Below are 17,998 nucleotides of genomic sequence, written 5' to 3'. Positions count from 1 at the left end.
TAAACATATAATGGTTCCTGATGTTTGAATATTACAATAAAGAGGTTAGTCGAAAGGGTTATAAATCTATTTAATGGGGGAACAAATATGAATAAAGATGAACAAGAAGTGATTAAAAAAGAACCGATAAAATGTTTTGTGATGATGCCAATTGCAGATATTTCAGAGTATGGGCCAGGCCATTTTGATAGAGTCTACAAATTCCTTATTAAACCCGCATGTGAAAAAGCAGGATTCTTAGCTTCACGTGCCGATGAAACAAAATCCTCAAATCTTATTATATTAGATATACTAGAGCAGATTTATAATGCTGAAATGGTAATATGTGATCTTAGCGCAAAAAATCCAAATGTCATGTATGAATTGGGTATTCGACAAGCATTTGAACTTCCTACAGTCTTAATAAAGGACGATATTACATCAAGAATTTTTGATATATCTGGCCTTAGAGACGTAGAATATGATCATTCATTGAGAATAGATACGGTTGGATCATCGATTGACGCTCTTAGTGATGCTCTGACTTCAACTCATAATGCTTTTATTAATGGAGAAAGGAAACATATAAATTCAATAGTATCTTTGCTTGGAATATCTCCTGCAAAAGTTCATAAAACAGAAATTAGTCAGGATACAGCTTTGGTATTAGAGTCAATTAAACAATTACACTCAAGAATGAATTTAATTGAAAACAATAAAGATAGCGTAATACACTCCATTAACAATTTTAATAAAGAGAATAATTTATTATTTTTTGAAAAGGGTGACTTTGTTAAAATACGTGATGGGCGTTTTGGTCATATAATTGATTTTGATGAAGGACAAGTAGTAGTTAAAATTGACGATATTGACAATACCATTGATATTTTCCCAATAAATGAATTAAAGAGACCTGTTTTTAGAAAAGCGATTAAATTATAAAACACTAAAATTCCCGTAGTAACACCGAATAAAACCAATGGTATTCTTAATTCATAGAAGTATGAGCGAAATTAGAAGGTCAGGAAACATTTCCTTCCTTCTTTTTTATTGTCCAAGAAAGGAGGTACAACCTTGGGTGTAAGACAAATCCTAATAGATTGGCTTGCAGCTGGTCGAACAAAGAATGAACCGGATCGACAAACCGAGGCGTATTCACAGTCATTCGGATGGTGGACTCGTAGCGGAAATGCCCAGCCAGTTCCTAAACGAACCCCCACAAACCTCAGAACATTGAGTGAGTCTCCAATACCACGTAGAGCTATTAATGTGATAAAGACAGATATCACAAAGCTGAACTGGTCTGTAGCTGCTATAGATGAGAATGACAGTGAGAAATACAAAGACTTATGTAAAACAATTGAACGTGCACTTCTCAAACCCAACTCAGGAGACTCCTTTCGTTCATGGCTGGAACAAACCGTTGAAGATATGCTTGTATGTAGTGCAGGTAGTTCTGAAATACTGAGGTCTGGAGATCCACAAAGACCATTTAGGATGTATCCAGTGGATGCCTTTACGATAGACCTCTTTCCGCAATGGGATGGAAAGCCGGATTCATACAGATTTGCTCAACGAGTTGATGGAAAAGCGATTCCTCTAAAGGCATCTGAAATGATGTATATAAGAATGAATCCTCGAACGAATACACCATTTGGGCTTTCTCCTCTAGAAGTGGTTTGGGAGCAGGCAACCAATTTCATTGAGACTCATCGCTCTGGAGGTAAACAGGCAAAGTCGACATTTATGAGAAAGCTGTTGAATCTCGGTAAGAACTCAGATAAAAATGCTACTAAAGCTTTCAATGATTTCTGGACTAATGAAGTTATGGGTCAAGGGAAGATGCCCATTGTAGGTGGATTTGAAGGGACATCTGTCCTTGACTTAGGGGCAACAGATGATAAAGCACTATTCATTGAATGGCAGCGATTCTTAATTGAAATTATGGCTATAGCATTTGATATATCTCCAAAGAAATTAGGTCAAACAAAGGATGTTAATCGCAGTACAGCAGACAGTGAAGATGAAGATACGGAATCCACCGTACAATCTATAGCTGAGAATATTGTTGAACATATTAACGACCAGATTATAGACGGCATATTTGGGATGGGCGGAATTTTAGAGTTTAAATACCATTACGCCACATCTCTAAAAGATTTGAAGACTCAAGCGGACATTGATGCAATCTATCTTGATCGAAGAGTAGATACGCCAGATGAAGTAAGAGACAAGCGAGGGAAGAAAGCACTCCCTAATCAACACGGCGAAGTATTATTGCAGCCGAGTAAACTAGAAGTTATTGATATCAACTCAATACAAGAAGAACTCGCAGCTACGAAAGATCCGCCATCAGAACCTACGGAAGCCAAACCAAATAAAAAAGACACAAACACCGAGCAAATGTAACGGTGTTTTTATTTTGCCCTGAAGGGAGGTGAGAACCAAAATGCTTAAGACATTGAAAATGAGTAACTCGAAAATGCGCGTTCAGGATTTCAAGTTATCTGATGCTGGTGGACATCCCAACAAGGTGCCATTCAAATGCGTATTATTCACGGTTGATCAACCGAGTGACGGTTCGCCCTCAGGGGCAGGTGGTAAACTGATTCGCATTTCTTCGAGTGTTTGTGACCAATACCTTCAAACATTTGTAGGAATGGCACTAAACATCGATTATGCAACAGGAATGGCTGACCATGAACCACGTTTCAAGGTGGCCGTGATCGATAAGGCTTACCGTTCCATGGATGGATGCGCTTGGGTCGAAGGATACATTTACGGTAAGGACTTCCCAGATGTTGTAGCGACAATTCGTTACTATAACGGCTTAGCGGCTGAATACAACTGGAGCGAATACAAATTCGGCGCTTCGCTTGAAATGGAAGCCTCGGTTCAAAATGCAACGGACATGGAAAACGTGCTTGATGTAATGGAATTCTGCGGAACTGGAGCTGCGATTCTTTTCGCTGATGCCGCCGCTTATAAAACAACCAGTTTTGCAGCAAGGAACAATAAACCCAAAGAGGAGGATGTTGAAATGACACCCGAACAAATCAAAGCCATGGAAGATGGCATGAAATCATTGCAGGAAGCAATGGGAGGCATTACAGCCAGTGTGCAAAGCGTTGTGACTGAAGTAGGTACTATCAAAACTGATCTGGCGAGCATGAAAGCAGCTAGTAGTGAGGCAGATCAGAAAACTGAAGAAGAAAAAGCTGCTGCTGATCTTAAGGCGGCAAAGGATGAGGCTGAAGCATTGAAACAGGAACTATCCGAGCTCAAAGCAAAAGGTGCACCTCCAGCAGAGCCAGAGCGAAAGACCTTTTCGGCTTCACAGTTACTTTCCAAGTATGGAAAAGTTGAAGAGTCTGCAACGTCCGACTTCTCTACGTTTTGTGCAAGTGTTGATGCTTTGAATCTTTCGTCTGGCGAATCCATGGTATTAAAAATGAAAGCCAAAGCATCCTTTGGCGTGAAAGAAGGGGAATAATTAATGGCAGATCAAGCAGTAGCACAATTTGTAGATTTTAGAGCGGCAGCTCAAATTATCGCACCTGGCGCAATCATCGTTGACGACTTTCAAAAGGAGATAACTGACGCACTTCGTAGAAGCTCAGTATTGGAAGGGCGGATTGCATACGTACCTGCAACAGGAGACTTTTCCACGTACTATGAACAAAACACTATTAATGGCGGCGAGTTCGTTGATCCACGTGTTGTAACAGCAACTCCGACGAGTAATCCTAGAGTTCCGCATAGTTTGAAAATGAAGGCTATCACGAATGAAGTTGTTTTTGGACATTACGATCTGACATTGGGCCAACAGCAAAACAATTTCCCAGAGCTTAAAGCCAAGGATTTGAATGATATGATTAACGGGGTTGGGCTTACTCATGGCAGATCACTTTGGAGAGGTAACGACACAAGTCTATCTGTACCTACATCCTTACAATATCGCGGCCTAACTAAGCAAATCACGAACACATTCTCTGTCTCGTCTGCGGACTCTATTGTAGATGCTATCCGTGCTAAAGTAGCCGCAATGACTTCAAGTGAACTCTATGTATTGATGCCTACGGCTATTTACATTCATCCAATTGCTCATCATTACCTGGAGCAAGAAGAAAAGAATTCATCTAACAATGAAACGCAGATTAATAGCCTGACTAAGTCAACCGTTGCTGGAATAACCGTACTTGCGGTTATGACTTCAGCTGGTGTTCTTCCGTTGATTCCTGAACCGTTCATGACTTACGCTGTAAATGGAACAGATCCAATGATGACCGACTATGGTATTGCAATTTTGACTGAACCAATGGTTGAATACCATTATGTAGGAAAAAAAGATGCGTATCTTTTCCAACTTGGGACATCTTCCGATATCCAAGAAAAATACATCGCGATCAAATATGGCGCGCCTGTTGCTAAAGGTCCAAGTTATGCTCATGCATACGGAACTGTCACACGCCCTACAATTTCTGCAGTAGGTCAATAAAATAATTATGAATAAGAGGCGGTCAATAGATCGCCTCTTTCGTATGAAAGGATATGATGAGTATGGCTAAATCAAAGCTTGAAAAGCTAAGAGAAGCGATTGAGGACGGTAAGAGTTTCCTATCAATTATCATTGTCGGTGGTGAAGTTGGACAATACCAAAAAGTAGACCACGATGAGTTTGAGTCTATCCTTGAAACGGCTGAAATGATCGCTCAAGATGAGAGTTTAGAACCAATCCGCTATGAAGCTGAAATTGTCGTAATTTCAGAAGCAAAGAAGAATCTTCAAGATTCGGTGGTAGTCCTGAAAGAACCTGTAGAAATTAGTTCAAAAGTTTTAATTCTTAAAGGAACAGCTAGCCAATGCATAGGTTCACACACGCTGCATTATAAAAGCGGAGTGATTAATTTCCGCGATGGTAAAGCTGAACTTCCTATAGAATTGGCAGATGAGCTAATTGAAGCAGGTTATGTAGATGCAGAATGACTCGGTACCTAACCACTGAAGACACCGACTACGTACCCGCAGGAGTGGTTCTGACCCTCCCTTTAATTATAAGAGCATCAGCTATCATTGACGGGCGTTGCAGGCGCGAGATTGGCGTTAAATCCTACTCTGAGCGCATACCATTGACCAATCAACGAGGACATTTATCTTATTACCCAGTGAAAGAGATCACCGAAGTTAAAGGTAGAGCTGCTTACGGTATAACAGGTGACAATTTCTTTGGTGCGCCGGGGTTTGTTGAAACCGATCTAAGCGTCTTGGACGTTGATAAAGAGATCGGTTCTTTGACATGTGGTAATTCACAGTTTGGTGCACCATATGCGGAAATTGAGGTTACTTACACCAGTGGATGGGACCCTATTCCCGACAAAGTAAAAGTAGCTTGCGGGTTGCTTATCGCTCAGTTGTCTGGCAATTCAAACACAAATGTTAAGTTGAAAAAAGATGTTGACTCCACGATTGAATACTTCGGGAACAGTCTGATCACTCCAGAGATAGCTGATCTGCTGTCAGAGTATCAGTATTGTTCATTCAGGTAGGTGAGTGTATGTTTCATGATTTCTCGCACCGACACACTCCTTGTACAGTGAACGGACTGCCGGAAGCTGTAATACTTTCTCGCGGATCGAGCGGATCTTCTCAATTCGGTAGAGAATCAGACTATATTGGTCGCTTTGCTCCTGAATCGTTAGTTGCCCCAGGAGCATTGATAGAAACAGGAGAAACATTCCTAGTCTGTTCACAACGCCCTACGCCAGACTGCGATAAATATTGTGGGATGGTAAAGACGAATATGATTGTCAAAATCCAACGTTACAGTCAAAAGTACGACGATAACGTTAATCCTATTGGTGATCCCGAATTTCAGGACATAGAAATAGATGTGAATTCATTTGTTCGCTATGTAACTGGGCAATTAAGGCAAGAAGATCCTGGTCTGTTATTGACCACAACTCACTTAATACGATTACAGAGTAACATTGATGTTCGTCGACCGAATGACCCCTTGCTGCTTGGACCAGATCGCATCATATTGAATGGAAGACCGTATCAGGTGGATGTGATTGACGATATCCAATTTCCTGGGCTTTACCAGATTCAGTTATCGGAGGATATGCGATGATTACCGGATATGATACTGCAAGAGCCACAAGGGATCTTGAGAACCAACTTGCTATTCAGATCACTGGACTTACTAAGTTGGTTTTGCTTACTGCTAAAGGTGGCATTCGCTACTATCCAGCAGTACGAGATAAACTAAAAATGGAAATGTTCGTACTCGCTAATCAAATGATCTCAGGAGATATTACAGCAGATTACTGGCAAGCATGGCTGGAGCAGTTCGGTAAAGGTTCACTCATGGCAGACAGCAGCCAGAATGCCGGACTCATTACCTATATGAACTCTGATGCATGGAACCGTCTTCGCTCAAAGGGGAGCAAGGTTGTTGTGGGGCGCGGCCAGGGAAACTATAGAAGTATTGACGGCACAGTCCGATATTCAGGCGGTGGTTACGCTGGCGTTGACCTGGAAGAATTGGCGGCTCGTGGTGACATTGATCCTAAGTTTAAAGCAACACCACCGTCATACTTCCTGCGAATAGCTATACAGTCAAATCGTGAACGCATTCTGAAAGGCGTTGCGCAAGTGCTGGAGGAGTTTCCGTACCATCGTTATTTCAAGGAGGTGAAGGATTGAGCCAAGTGCTGATCGATGCCGTGTACTATCTACTGGAGCGCGATGCCGCATTTATGGCGCTGCTTGGACTTAATTCCGCAGCGCCTCCAGAGGCTAAAGCAGGTAAGCTGGTAAAAGGGCTAGAGCCGGACATTGTGATATCGGACAAGACCGTCCCTCAGGTACAGATTTATACGATGCCCGGTCGATACGGACGAAATCACTTGGTTTACGAAGGAAAGTATTGTCTGGATGTTTACGCCAAGCGTTCGAATGATGCCAGGGGGATAGCCCAGAGAGCGTTTGAGTTGTTTCATGACAAATATCTCGCTTTTCAAGGGTTCCAGTCCTTCAGGTGCCACTTAGCCTATGACACTGACTTTGCAACTGGTATTAAGGAACTCAAGGGATTTAAGGTCATATATGATGTGGACTATGTTAGAAAGTGAGGTGAACGGAAGTGAACGCTAAACTCGATAAGGAAGAACCAACGGAGCAAGAGAAACTTATCAAAGAGAAGATCGGTCTTGCCAAGAAACTTGGAATATGGGAATTCTTTAATCCCATTGAAGGGTTTCAAACAACTGAAGAACTTAATCGAATTAATGAAATTGACCAACGCCTAGCCGAAATTATTAACGGTTAGGTTTTTTTATATCCTAAGGAGGAATTAGTATGAGCTTGATCCCCAAGCAATGGGTTGTAGATGATATTTCTGAGGCTGCGCTATTCGATATCAATTCAGGTGATCCCGTAGCTTATTTTGAACGTCTAAACAAAATGACTTTTACGATTGATGCGAAACAGCAACGTGTGTATGGCGGTACCAGCAAATACGCATTCCATTTGACCGAGCAGGATGCAGAGTCTAGCGTACAACTGGAAAACGCAGTGTTGGATTTGAACCAATTGGTAGCAGCAACTGGCGCAACAATCACCACAGGGTCAACAGTCATTCCAAAGGTCGAAAAGTTGTTGGTAGCAACTGGCGGAACATTCACGTTTTCTAAAGGTGCTAGTTTAGTTGCTGGAACAGACCGACTGGTTATTGCAACAAAAGGCCTTACCAACTCCGGTATGCAACTTACCAGGGTAGCATCAGCGCCAACAGCCTTGCAATACAGCATCACCTCTTCCGGTGTTGTAACCTTGGGTGACGCTACACTTGCAGGAAAGGATATTCGTGCATTTTACGATTACACTGCCACAGGTGGTACAGCGGCATCCGTTAAAACCGATACAAAGAATAAGCCTTACAAATTCGTTGCTTATGGCAAGGCGTTCGACGATGAAACAAACGAATCGTTTGAATGCACTATCATCATTTACAAATCACAAATGCTCGGCTCATTCTCCATTGACCAGCAGCGCAAATCCGCAACAGCAAACTCATTGGAATTGGCTGTTCTCGATGCGAATCGTTCAGACAAGAAAGTCATCGACATCTTAACCAACTAAATTTAATAAGGGAGGCTCTGCCTCCCTAACTTAAGGAGGAAAATACACGTGGAAGATACACAAATGGATTTGATTATGGGCATCGGTCCAACGATTACCTTGTCACCAGAAGCAAAGAAGACGCTTAGAGTTGGAACGATTAAACAAATCAAAGAAGTCGGTGCTCTATATAAGGACGGTTTAACACGAATCAAGCATGCTGTTGTGTTTCAGGAAGGTGAAGAGTTAGAATCAACAATTGATAAATGGACCGAAATCTTGAACATTATATTTATTGAAGGATTTGCCCGAGAAGAGTTCGAGGAATATATTCCTGAACTTTTGGAGGAATCCGTAGATCGATTTCTCTTTTATAAGCCAGGGTCCTGAAAGAAAGAGTAATGGTACAAGTACGGACAGGGAAGAGCATAAGCCATTAACTATCGAAGAACTATATGGTCGACTATCTCGTCGAAAATTATCGAAGCCGTGGTACGATCATAACTGGTATGAAATAATGGCTATTTTTGATGATATGAACGAAGAAATGAAGCAACAGATTCGTTTACATGGTGGCGAAGTAGAAGAGCCGAAAAATCTAACGCGTAGTGGAATAGCAGAAATACTAGGCCACTTCAATAGGTGATTTAAACATTAAAAAAGAGACCTCCGTTACCAAGCGGCAGGTCTCTTTTTCTGTATATATGGCATGTCTCTAGTTCAGGAAAGATTTCCTGACCATAAATAAGGGGTGAAATACATTGACAGACATGAATAAAGACGTTGTTGGGGCTAGACTTAACCTTGATACATCAAAGATGATCCCAGCATTTAAAGCCATTGATCAGGGAGCGAGAGGAAATGCGGAAACGTTCAAAGTTTTAAACAGTGAGATTACCGTTACTACTAAAAACTACTCAGCTCTTGCAGCTGCTGCTGATAAGATGGCTCTGACATCGGAAGAACGCCGAAAAAAAATCATGTCCGAATCGGAAGCATTGATTAAACAGCGTACAGCTCAAGCAGAATTGCTTAATACCAAAAAGAATCAACTTGATCAAGCAAATCAAATCGTAAATGCGAAGCTTGCGGCTCAGGAAGCAATAATCAAGAAGAGATATGATGCCATAGAACATCAAGAACTCGAACATCAAAAACGAATGGAAATCCTTCAGAATAAAGCGACTGCCAGTGCTCTTAAGGTAACAACTACAAGCGGTTCCAATGCTTCAGATAGAACTAGAGAACGAGTTTTAATGGAAGAACAGTCTATTCGCCAAAAACTTATGCAGTTAGCGGAGAGAGAAGGTCAACAGGCAAAGCAACAGGCAGCTGAATATGAGCAGTTTTGGATTAAAGCACTTAGAACTCGGGAAATCAAAGTAGAACAAAATCGTGAGAAAGTATTACAGGAAGAACAGAAAATTCGTCGCGCAATGCAACAAACGGCTACACAGTCAAGCGGAACATCAAGTTCTATATTTGATACTTCTGGAGAAATAGGTACTGCAACATCTGGGTGGGCATCAAGATTACAACAAATGGCAGCACATGCTGTGGTATTTAATACGGTTTATCGTGGCATCCACGAAGTTCAAGCTGCCATGAAAGAAGGCTTAGTGGATATTGAATCTAATATGGCCGGATACGTTCAGACCAATGAAAAGTACTTCCTCGAACATAAAAATGGTACTGAAGAAATGGTTATGAACACAAGAATACTTAATGAAGAAACGACGAAGTTCATTCACACTGCGCATGATCTGGGTTCCGAGATTACTGATGTTACCGAATCAGCGCGTCTGTGGGGACGCATGTATAAAGATGCAGCAGTTGTACAAGAAATGGTGCGGAAGTCCACCATGTTATCTACAGTAGATATGGTAAGTCTTGAAGATGCTACAAAGAGTATGGAGTCTACTTTGGCGCAATACGGCGTGCAGATTAATAATGCTAACGATGCAATGGTTATCGGCGGGCGCATATTGGACTCCTGGTCTAAAGTAGCTCACGATACTATGGCTCCAGCAAAAGATCTTGGGGCAGCTTATGAGCGGACAGGTAAGATCGCTGCGGAAACAGGCGTTTCATTCGATGTCATGAACGGATTAATCTCATCTGGTATTCGTAACACAGCACTGTCCGGGGAGAACTTAGGAAACATGTGGAAAACGGTCCTTGGTACCATCCGAACTGATAAAGCAGTTGCTGAAATTGAAAACTTAGGTGTTGCAACTAAAGAAATTGTAGATGGTAAAGAACAGTGGCGTAGAGCAGATGATATCTTGATAGATTTGTCCACCAAGGTAATAGATAAAAACTATGATTTAACGCAATCATACGCAGATATCTCCCGAGGGGTCTATCAGTACGCAAAATTAGCAGCATCACTTAATGCGGGTGATATTTTACTTGGCACTGCCGCATCTATCGGATCTACTGGATCAACATTGGAGTATCTCAAGGTACAGATGGATACAATCTCACGGAAAGCAGCTCAAACCAAAACATCGTTACTAGAGATATTCAATCAAGCAGGAGATGATGGTCTTCGTTCAGCCATTAAGAGTTCATTAGATGTGATTGATCAATTATTAATTGGACTCACTAAGATTCCGAAAGGAGCGGTTGGGGCTACTGTTTCTGTTGCAGGACTAATTGCATTATACAAGCTAATGTCACCGTTACTGACTCAGTGGAGAACAGCTCAGACCGCCTTGAGTACGGCTATAGCTACTCATACAACACTTCAAACGGCAGCCACAGCAGAGATGGTTGCTTTTACAGCGGCAGCACGAGCGGCCATGTTGACAACAGCCGCCTGGACAGCAGGGATCACTCTCATAGTTGGGGCTATCGCTTTATTCGTCTTTCAAAGCGGCAAGGCAGAGAAAGCAACTAGAGAGCATGCCCAGGCAATGAAGGACCAAGATTCTGCAAGCCAGCAAATCATTAGCCAATATGAACGTCAAATTGAATTACTTCCTAAATTGGTTAACGCCCATAAGTCTTTAGAACAATCTATTAATTCTGGAAATATGTCAGCTGAGAAGCAATCAACAATTAAAAAACAATTGGATGAGGTTTCTAAAGCTCTTGTTATTACGCTTGGAGAAGAGGGAGCTAAGCAACTAGAAGCTGCTAATTACACGGACGAAGCTGTTAAAATTCAAGTTAACGCGCTAAATCAACTAATAACAAAACAGAATGAAGCTAGAAAAAATGTATTACTCGATAGTAAATCCACTTTGGAAGGACAATTGGCAGAGAATTCCGAAAAACTGTCTAATGCCAGAGAAAAACTTAGTAAAGCAGAAGAAAGGCTTACTCGTCTCCGAGAGGATGGAGTTGGGGTCTCTTTCAAGGTAACTAACGCTGAAAAGGATGCCCGACAAAAGGTAGAGGAACTAACTACTGCTCAAAACAAATTGCAAGAATCATTGGCAGGAACTAATGTTCAATTAGGCCAATTAACAGTAGATGGTCTTGATCAACTCGCTGGAAAGGCGGGTGTATCATCTGAGAACCTTAGTGATATGGGAGCAGTATTAGAAGATTTGAGAGAGCAGATTTCTGGTAACGGCACCGCCGTATCAGAGTTAAACAATGTTCTCAATGATTTATCTAAGGGCCAATCACTTAATTCTTCGAATGCAACTGAGCTAATCCTTAAGTATCCCCAACTAGCAGATGCCATATATAAAACAGCAGACGGATGGGCTTTCGAAAAAGAGGCTGTTGAATTACTGAGAAAGGAAAAGGTTGCAAAGGCTATTAGTGACCTGGAGTCTGAGAAAACATCAGCATTCAACACTAGAATGGCTACTGAAGAGAGATTACAGGCTTATGGAATTGAAGCATCAGCAATTAAAGACCTTGCTCAATTGAAGGCTTCGCTAAATGGCGCAGCTAATGCAGTTACATCCAGTTCTTTGAATAATCCTGATGATAACAAATATTTCAAAAAGGCATTCCAAAGCCAAGGCTCTGTATTAGATGAAAAAGCTAAGACAGAAGCAGCGGCAGCAGCAGCTGTAAGTAGCGAATTGGATAAGATTTATGCTGATTATGCAAAGGAATCAGCTGAATATGATAGCAAAATCAAGGCGCTTGGATCACTATATCAGGACCCTAAATTCGGAGTGAGTTCAGAAAAAGCCGACAAAGGGAAGAAAACCAAAACTGGAAAAAGCGATTCAGAAAAAGCGGCAGATAAATTAGCTAAGGAAGCTGCTGAGGCTCGTAAGAAAGCATATCAAGAAGACTTAGACAATTTTAAGTATGTAGCCGAACGCCAAAACTGGACCATAGATCAACAGGTTTCTGGATATGAAAAATTAAAGAAACGCCATGCTCAATACTTGTCTGAGGATAAAGATGCTCTAAAACAATGGAGCAGAGAAGTAGTAGCTTTAAGCGATGAAAGGTATACCGAGGATGTGTCCAACTTAGGGAAAAAGACTGAGCGCATGCGGCAAGCCAATCTTCAGGAAGTCGAAATGGTTAAGACTTCTCTTGATTTTTACACCAAGGAACAAAACAAGACCTACCTGACTACGGAACAAAAGGCTGAAGCACAAAAACAAGTCTATGATTTGACAAAGCAATATAACGAGTTGCGCTATAGCAACTCCACGAACTGGATCGATAAAGAAGCCACAAAAATGGAGATGGCCGGGAAAAGTAAAATTAATATCATCACCATGGAATTGCAAGCCTATGAACGCATGTATGCAGATAAGAACAGAACTGCTGAACAGAGTTTTGCACTAGAAAAAAACATCTATGAGCAGAAGAAATTGTTAATTGAACAACAGTTCAGTGACTTTCAAAAGGATTTGAATCACCGCAAAGCCATGGGAGAAGTTACGACACAAGGTGAGTTAAACGAATGGATTAAGATTCAATCAATGTACAAAGTCGGAACCGATCAACGAATGGAAGCGGATGAACAAGTCTATGCACTACGTCAAAAGCTGATTGAAGATGAGACGAAAGCCGTTGAGACGTTGGCGAAAAATTATAAAACGAGCATCGAATCCTCTAAAAACGCAGCTATTAAAGCAATAGAAGTAGAACGGGATGCTTACGTCGCCGCGAAAGACGCAGAGATCAAGGCTATTGATGATTTACTTAGCAAACAACAAGAATTAAATGAAGATCAGGATTACGAGAGTGCGCTGGCAGAGAAGCAAGCAAGATTAGCTTTACTTGCCTCAGCTGTAGGACCAGACGGAATTGCTGAACGAAAACAGGTTCAAAAGGACATCGAGAAGCTGCAACTCGATCACGAACGTACATTAGCTAAAAGAAGCTTGGAAGAGCAAAAACAAGCCTTACAAGATGAAAAGGATGCTAAAAAAGATTCTTTTGATAAAGATATCGAGGCTACCAAAACGCATTATGATGAGTTGCTTCAAGCGTTAGAAAATTTTTTATCAGATACCGCTAATCGTTCGGAGATCATGAAAAACATTCAAGTCCTTAAGGAAGCTGAGAAGAACGCCGAGATATTGTCGCAGCTAGATCAGTTTATCTCAGACTACCAGCTTAAGATGAGCGCGATTAACTCTTTAACACCAACTGTAGGGGGCTCATTATCTTCCATTCCGACAACGACTACATCTAAGAAAGATTTGGATTTAATCGAGTACAATTTTAACAAGGATGCATGGGATGCGGCAAAAGCGGCTGGTAATAAATCAGAAATGGAGCGGTTAGCGGCAAGAAATGAGGAACTTCGAAAGATTTATGGTGTTACAAAAGATACAGGGAAACTTCAGACCTTTCACGAAGGCGGGGTAGTTAAAGGAGCTAGAAGAGGAGAAGAAACGCAGGTAACAGCTAAGGTTGGAGAAATGTACATCAATGATCGTCAACAAGATAATTTGTTTAAGATGCTGAACTTCAGAATGCCATCTTTTAGTTTCACAATGCCTAGCACATCTGCATCTAATTCTTTTGGCGGATCAAATCCGCATCAAATCTACAACATTTTCGAAATGAATTCAGGAGATAATTATATTAAGGACGATTCGGTAGCGAAGACTTATTGGAACGAAAGAGATAATTTTGTTCGCAGAGCGCAATCCAGAACAGGGGTGAAATAATTGATTGTAGCTACAGCAGACGGTGTTCCACTATCATCTATTGGGTTAGGTTTGAAATCTCATAACATTCCTGTTTTACCACCAACAAAAGATAATACACTAGAACTTGCAGATCGAGATGGAGCGTTAGACTTTGGCAGTACCTATGGACCACGAACATTTGACCTCGAATGCATCGTTATGGCTGATGATTCAACTATAGACTATCACAACAGAGTCGCCCAAGTGGCGGCTCTTTTTAATATCCGAAAAGGAGATATTGTATTTACTTTTTCGGATAGACCGGGGAAGCGATATATCGGACGATATGCCGGAACAATGGATATTCAGAAGATTATCTTTGATGGGGAATTAACGATTCCTATTACCATGTCTGAGAACCCTTTTCCAGAATCAGATGAAAAAGTTTATGAGACAACCATTACACAATCTCCGCAGACACTAAAAATTGTTTCTGATGGTGACGAAAGGGCCACACCATTGATCGTTCTGACCAATACCGGATTAAATACTATTCAGGGTTTTAAAATCATTAACGAATACGAACTATAGGAGCTGAGAAAAATGGCAATGCAAATATCTAACTGGCTATCAGCGGCACTTTTAAATGCTGCTTTTCGAAATGTGGCTTTTTCCCAACCATCAACAGTCTATCTAGCTTTATATACTTCTGATCCTACACAGGCTGACACAGGGACAGAAGTATCTGGTGGATCATATGCGCGAAAAGCTATCACCTTTGCTGTAGCCTCATTGGAGAATGGGAAAATGACGGTTAGGTCATCTGCTGATGTGGAATTTCCAATAGCTACGGCGGATTGGGGATTGGTGACACATGTCGGATTGAGAACGGCTTTAACAGGAGGAAATTTATTATGCTCTCAAGCCATCACACCGCGGTCTGCTTTGATAGGAGATAAACCTAGGTTTTATGCAGGTTCAACTCTTATTCGTTTCGCACAATAGCTAAGGGCAATAAGGAAGGAGGATAATTAATGGCACAACAGCAAATGTATTCTGCGATAGCCAATTCGCCGGGCACGGAATTATCCGCGGCAATAACGGCAGCAGTGACGACTATACCCGTTGTAACCGGGAGTGTTTTACCAGAAGGTCCTAATATCATTACGATTGGTGTAGATGAAACGTCAGAGACCGTTCTCTATACGTCCAAGAGTGGAAATAGTCTAATCGGTTGTACACGCGGATTTGGAGGAACAACAGCAAAAGGATGGGCGGTAGCTTCACGCGTTGCCCGTTATTACACCGCCTACGATCACGAAGCATTTCGCAAAAATTTAACGGACCTTTCTGGTGTAACCTCGGAATCTACAACTGATGTCATCCTAGCAGTGGGACAGCAAATTCTAAATGCCACCAAGAACGCTAGACTACAAGGATTAAAGGTACAGGGTAGGACGTTAATAGATTTACTTGGTGGGGCTGGGAGTGGAGAGAGTTTAACGGGGTGGACACAAAATGGTAACCAGCCTGTGGCTTTATCAACCACGCAAAAACGGTCCGGAAATTCATCGTTTAAGCCTGCGAATGATGGCACGAAGTCTAGTCACATATACAGGGACTTCACAAGCCCATTAGATCCAACGAAACAGTACGTACTTGTAGGATGGGTGTATGTCGAATCGTACACATCCGGTAATCAAGAGGTAAGCCTTCGTGATGTTGGGACGTTTACATCAAAATATACAGTACAATTCGGATCATCCATTCCTGTTGGCAGTTGGCAGCCATTTTTCATAAAAATACCTACTAACAACACACTAGTTGGATCGGGTTTCAGGCTTCTAATTGGGGCAATCTCTACGCAAGTCAACACGATGTATTTTGACGAACTTCGCCTATGCGCCGTATCCGCAGCAGACTACGCAGCTATTGGAACCACAATCACAGGTGAAGCTATAGACCGTCTTTTACCTTATGTACCTCCTGGTATTAATGGAGTAGATGGGCTGTATGTACGGAGATATGGACGTAATTTGCTGCCGGATAAGCCGGATACGTTGCATGCTAATGCGCGGGTTAATGGTCCGTATGACGTGACGCTAGTCGCTACGTTACCAAACCAATCATCCATTTTCAACATTCCCGCCCTACCCGGCGCGACGTATACTTTATCCGGTGAATTTACAGCATCTTCTGGCGCAGCGACGATGAACGTTTACTCTATAGATGCTTCGGGAGCACAGACGTATGTCACCGAAATGAACCAGACTGCCACTAAACGAACATTCACAACTCCGGCGACCAGCGTTGCGCTCCGACTCAATATATTTGGGACAGGCGTTGGAACACTCACGTTTAAAAACTGGCAACTCGAACTCGGCAACGCAGCCACACAGTTCCAACCGCGCGAAGACAGCCTTATCGCCTTTGGTGGAGTAGAGTTACACGCTAACCCAACGGATGGCAGCGAACCGGATATACTGCGTGAGGTTAATGGGCGGTATGAGGTAACGAGATTATGGCGTGAGTTGATTGCGGATGGAACTTTGCCGTGGGAATATCATGGGACTGCTACAGGTTATAAAGTTGTCAAGCTGCCGAAATTTGCTGCAACTTTTGCAGGAGATAACAGATTAATTGGCTTTGTAACTAAGTACAACGGTATAAGCCTAGTAAATACTCCTTCAAGTGTAAATGTGTTTGCTGCTGGTGCGGATACTTACAGGCAACTAACGTCAGATGCGAATTTTTATCTCAATATAGCTTCCTCAGACTCCGGTTGGGGAGACTCCTATACACCGAGTGCTGACGAGATTAAAGCTTACTTCAACGGGTGGAAGATGTATGATGGTTCGGCAGCGGACGTTAATACAACTCGTAATACACCGTACACCACAGGGCAAAAATTTTGGCGGAATCAAGATAATACGGTGTGGGGATATACAACAATCCCGAGTGCAAGTGCGCCTGGATGGCAGCCATACCAACTCCTATACCGCCTAGCATCCGTATCAACGGAGACAGTTCAAGAAGACGGCAGCCTATCTCTACTTGAGGGTGATAACTTTATAGAGGTAGGTAGTGGGTATGTCAGCCGTGAGCGAGTTACCCCATCAACAGACACAGGTAATTGGTATATCAATAATGACCCAAGTCTATACTCCCCGGGCGGAGATTCTCGTCTTAAAAATAAAGCTCGTGAGATACTCAATGTTTTTAAAGATTCAAGAGTTGGGGCATGGATCATAGAGAAAGCGGCGACTGCGGGATACGGAAATTCACGAGCAAATCAGCCACCTGCTATGTATGATTCATCCGCCTCATACAGTGTCTCTTACATTAAACTGGATAAATCCCCGATACCGGGAGTTACAGGATTTTACGCAGCCTCTGAGAAGGCGCAGTTACGTGATCTGACCGATGGGGTGACGGAAGCGCTGGCGAGAGTATCCGTGGTTGAGGCTAAGAAAGCGGAGAAGGACGTACCGGCGCAGATAACACCGACATTGCTTAATGGATGGGAGACGTATAGCAGCAGCAACGCACCTTACTATTACAAAGACACGCTTGGATTTGTGCATATCAGGGGCATGGTTAAGAGCGGGGTCAACGGGTCGCCAATCTTGACGTTACCTCCTGGATATCGCCCATCAGCAACAGCCGGCATCGAGTCAATATCCGTATCCAATAACGGCAGTGGTATTTTAATCGGCAATGTCGAGGTGGACTATAAAGGCCGTGTAACCCCATATTCTGGAGGCACAACATGGCTAAGTCTCGATAACATACCGCCGTTCTTGGCGGTCAATTAAGGAGGCATGAAA

Annotated in this window: 16 protein-coding genes; all 16 read left to right on the top strand. The window is 42.3% G+C overall.

Translation table 11 applies throughout. From position 1 onward, the window contains the following. The first annotated feature begins 87 nt into the window (after positions 1-87). The 16 genes from MKZ09_RS25425 to MKZ09_RS25350 all read left to right on the top strand — a co-directional run bounded on the left by MKZ09_RS25425 (position 88) and on the right by MKZ09_RS25350 (position 17,986). Complete coding sequence (locus MKZ09_RS25425; protein WP_076208568.1) at positions 88-921, top strand: hypothetical protein; 834 nt, start codon at positions 88-90, stop codon at positions 919-921. Positions 922-1,053: 132 nt separating this feature from the next. Beyond that, positions 1,054-2,388 (top strand): phage portal protein, encoded by a 1,335-nt coding sequence (locus tag MKZ09_RS25420; RefSeq protein ID WP_076208567.1) that lies wholly within the window; start codon positions 1,054-1,056, stop codon positions 2,386-2,388. A gap of 40 nt (positions 2,389-2,428) precedes the next feature. Next, positions 2,429-3,472: a 3-oxoacyl-ACP reductase gene (locus MKZ09_RS25415; RefSeq protein ID WP_076208566.1), complete on the top strand. Its 1,044-nt coding sequence runs from the start codon at positions 2,429-2,431 to the stop codon at positions 3,470-3,472. Positions 3,473-3,475: 3 nt separating this feature from the next. Further along, positions 3,476-4,477, top strand: coding sequence for a hypothetical protein (locus tag MKZ09_RS25410; RefSeq protein ID WP_076208565.1), 1,002 nt, complete (start codon positions 3,476-3,478; stop codon positions 4,475-4,477). A gap of 62 nt (positions 4,478-4,539) precedes the next feature. After that, a complete protein-coding gene (locus MKZ09_RS25405; protein WP_076208564.1) occupies positions 4,540-4,965 on the top strand; it encodes a hypothetical protein in 426 nt (141 codons plus the stop codon). Then, positions 4,962-5,525 carry a hypothetical protein gene (locus tag MKZ09_RS25400; RefSeq protein WP_076208563.1) on the top strand — a complete coding sequence of 188 codons (564 nt, stop codon included), beginning with the start codon at positions 4,962-4,964 and terminating at the stop codon, positions 5,523-5,525. The genes MKZ09_RS25405 and MKZ09_RS25400 overlap by 4 nt, the downstream gene beginning before the upstream one ends. Positions 5,526-5,779: 254 nt before the next feature. Beyond that, positions 5,780-6,109: a hypothetical protein gene (locus tag MKZ09_RS25395; RefSeq protein WP_256719330.1), complete on the top strand. Its 330-nt coding sequence runs from the start codon at positions 5,780-5,782 to the stop codon at positions 6,107-6,109. Then, complete coding sequence (locus MKZ09_RS25390; RefSeq protein WP_076208561.1) at positions 6,106-6,684, top strand: hypothetical protein; 579 nt, start codon at positions 6,106-6,108, stop codon at positions 6,682-6,684. Before MKZ09_RS25395 ends, MKZ09_RS25390 begins: the two co-directional genes overlap by 4 nt. Next, positions 6,681-7,112, top strand: coding sequence for a hypothetical protein (locus tag MKZ09_RS25385; protein WP_076208560.1), 432 nt, complete (start codon positions 6,681-6,683; stop codon positions 7,110-7,112). The genes MKZ09_RS25390 and MKZ09_RS25385 overlap by 4 nt, the downstream gene beginning before the upstream one ends. A gap of 11 nt (positions 7,113-7,123) precedes the next feature. Further along, on the top strand, positions 7,124-7,309 hold the full coding sequence (locus MKZ09_RS25380; protein WP_076208559.1) for a hypothetical protein: 186 nt from the start codon (positions 7,124-7,126) through the stop codon (positions 7,307-7,309). A 29-nt stretch (positions 7,310-7,338) separates the two neighbouring features. Continuing rightward, entirely contained in the window at positions 7,339-8,121 is a 783-nt protein-coding gene (locus MKZ09_RS25375; RefSeq protein ID WP_076208558.1) for a hypothetical protein, read from the top strand. 48 nt (positions 8,122-8,169) lie between these two features. Next, positions 8,170-8,490, top strand: coding sequence for a hypothetical protein (locus MKZ09_RS25370; protein WP_076208557.1), 321 nt, complete (start codon positions 8,170-8,172; stop codon positions 8,488-8,490). Between the two features lie 380 nt (positions 8,491-8,870). Further along, positions 8,871-14,210, top strand: coding sequence for a transglycosylase (locus tag MKZ09_RS25365; RefSeq protein WP_256719331.1), 5,340 nt, complete (start codon positions 8,871-8,873; stop codon positions 14,208-14,210). Continuing rightward, a complete protein-coding gene (locus tag MKZ09_RS25360) occupies positions 14,211-14,762 on the top strand; it encodes a phage tail domain-containing protein (RefSeq protein ID WP_341041440.1) in 552 nt (183 codons plus the stop codon). 18 nt (positions 14,763-14,780) lie between these two features. Further along, complete coding sequence (locus MKZ09_RS25355; protein WP_445252432.1) at positions 14,781-15,176, top strand: phage tail fiber protein; 396 nt, start codon at positions 14,781-14,783, stop codon at positions 15,174-15,176. Between the two features lie 29 nt (positions 15,177-15,205). Next, entirely contained in the window at positions 15,206-17,986 is a 2,781-nt protein-coding gene (locus MKZ09_RS25350; RefSeq protein ID WP_341041438.1) for a hypothetical protein, read from the top strand. Positions 17,987-17,998 lie beyond the last annotated feature (12 nt).

This window comes from Paenibacillus sp. FSL R5-0908 (genome assembly GCF_038006245.1).
Lineage (GTDB): Bacteria > Bacillota > Bacilli > Paenibacillales > Paenibacillaceae > Paenibacillus_AQ > Paenibacillus_AQ odorifer.
The sequence above is the reverse complement of the archived record's forward strand: the minus strand, read 5'-3'. Positions and strand labels throughout refer to the sequence as shown.

Bases quoted from the DNA above. Each gene is read 5' to 3' on its own strand.
- MKZ09_RS25350 (WP_341041438.1), top strand. From the start codon at position 15,206: ATGGCACAACAGCAAATGTATTCTGCGATAGCCAATTCGCCGGGCACG.
- MKZ09_RS25365 (WP_256719331.1), top strand. From the start codon at position 8,871: ATGAATAAAGACGTTGTTGGGGCTAGACTTAACCTTGATACATCAAAG.
- MKZ09_RS25405 (WP_076208564.1), top strand. From the start codon at position 4,540: ATGGCTAAATCAAAGCTTGAAAAGCTAAGAGAAGCGATTGAGGACGGT.
- MKZ09_RS25400 (WP_076208563.1), top strand. From the start codon at position 4,962: ATGACTCGGTACCTAACCACTGAAGACACCGACTACGTACCCGCAGGA.
- MKZ09_RS25375 (WP_076208558.1), top strand. From the start codon at position 7,339: ATGAGCTTGATCCCCAAGCAATGGGTTGTAGATGATATTTCTGAGGCT.
- MKZ09_RS25410 (WP_076208565.1), top strand. From the start codon at position 3,476: ATGGCAGATCAAGCAGTAGCACAATTTGTAGATTTTAGAGCGGCAGCT.
- MKZ09_RS25425 (WP_076208568.1), top strand. From the start codon at position 88: ATGAATAAAGATGAACAAGAAGTGATTAAAAAAGAACCGATAAAATGT.
- MKZ09_RS25395 (WP_256719330.1), top strand. From the start codon at position 5,780: ATGATTGTCAAAATCCAACGTTACAGTCAAAAGTACGACGATAACGTT.
- MKZ09_RS25415 (WP_076208566.1), top strand. From the start codon at position 2,429: ATGCTTAAGACATTGAAAATGAGTAACTCGAAAATGCGCGTTCAGGAT.
- MKZ09_RS25390 (WP_076208561.1), top strand. From the start codon at position 6,106: ATGATTACCGGATATGATACTGCAAGAGCCACAAGGGATCTTGAGAAC.
- MKZ09_RS25355 (WP_445252432.1), top strand. From the start codon at position 14,781: ATGCAAATATCTAACTGGCTATCAGCGGCACTTTTAAATGCTGCTTTT.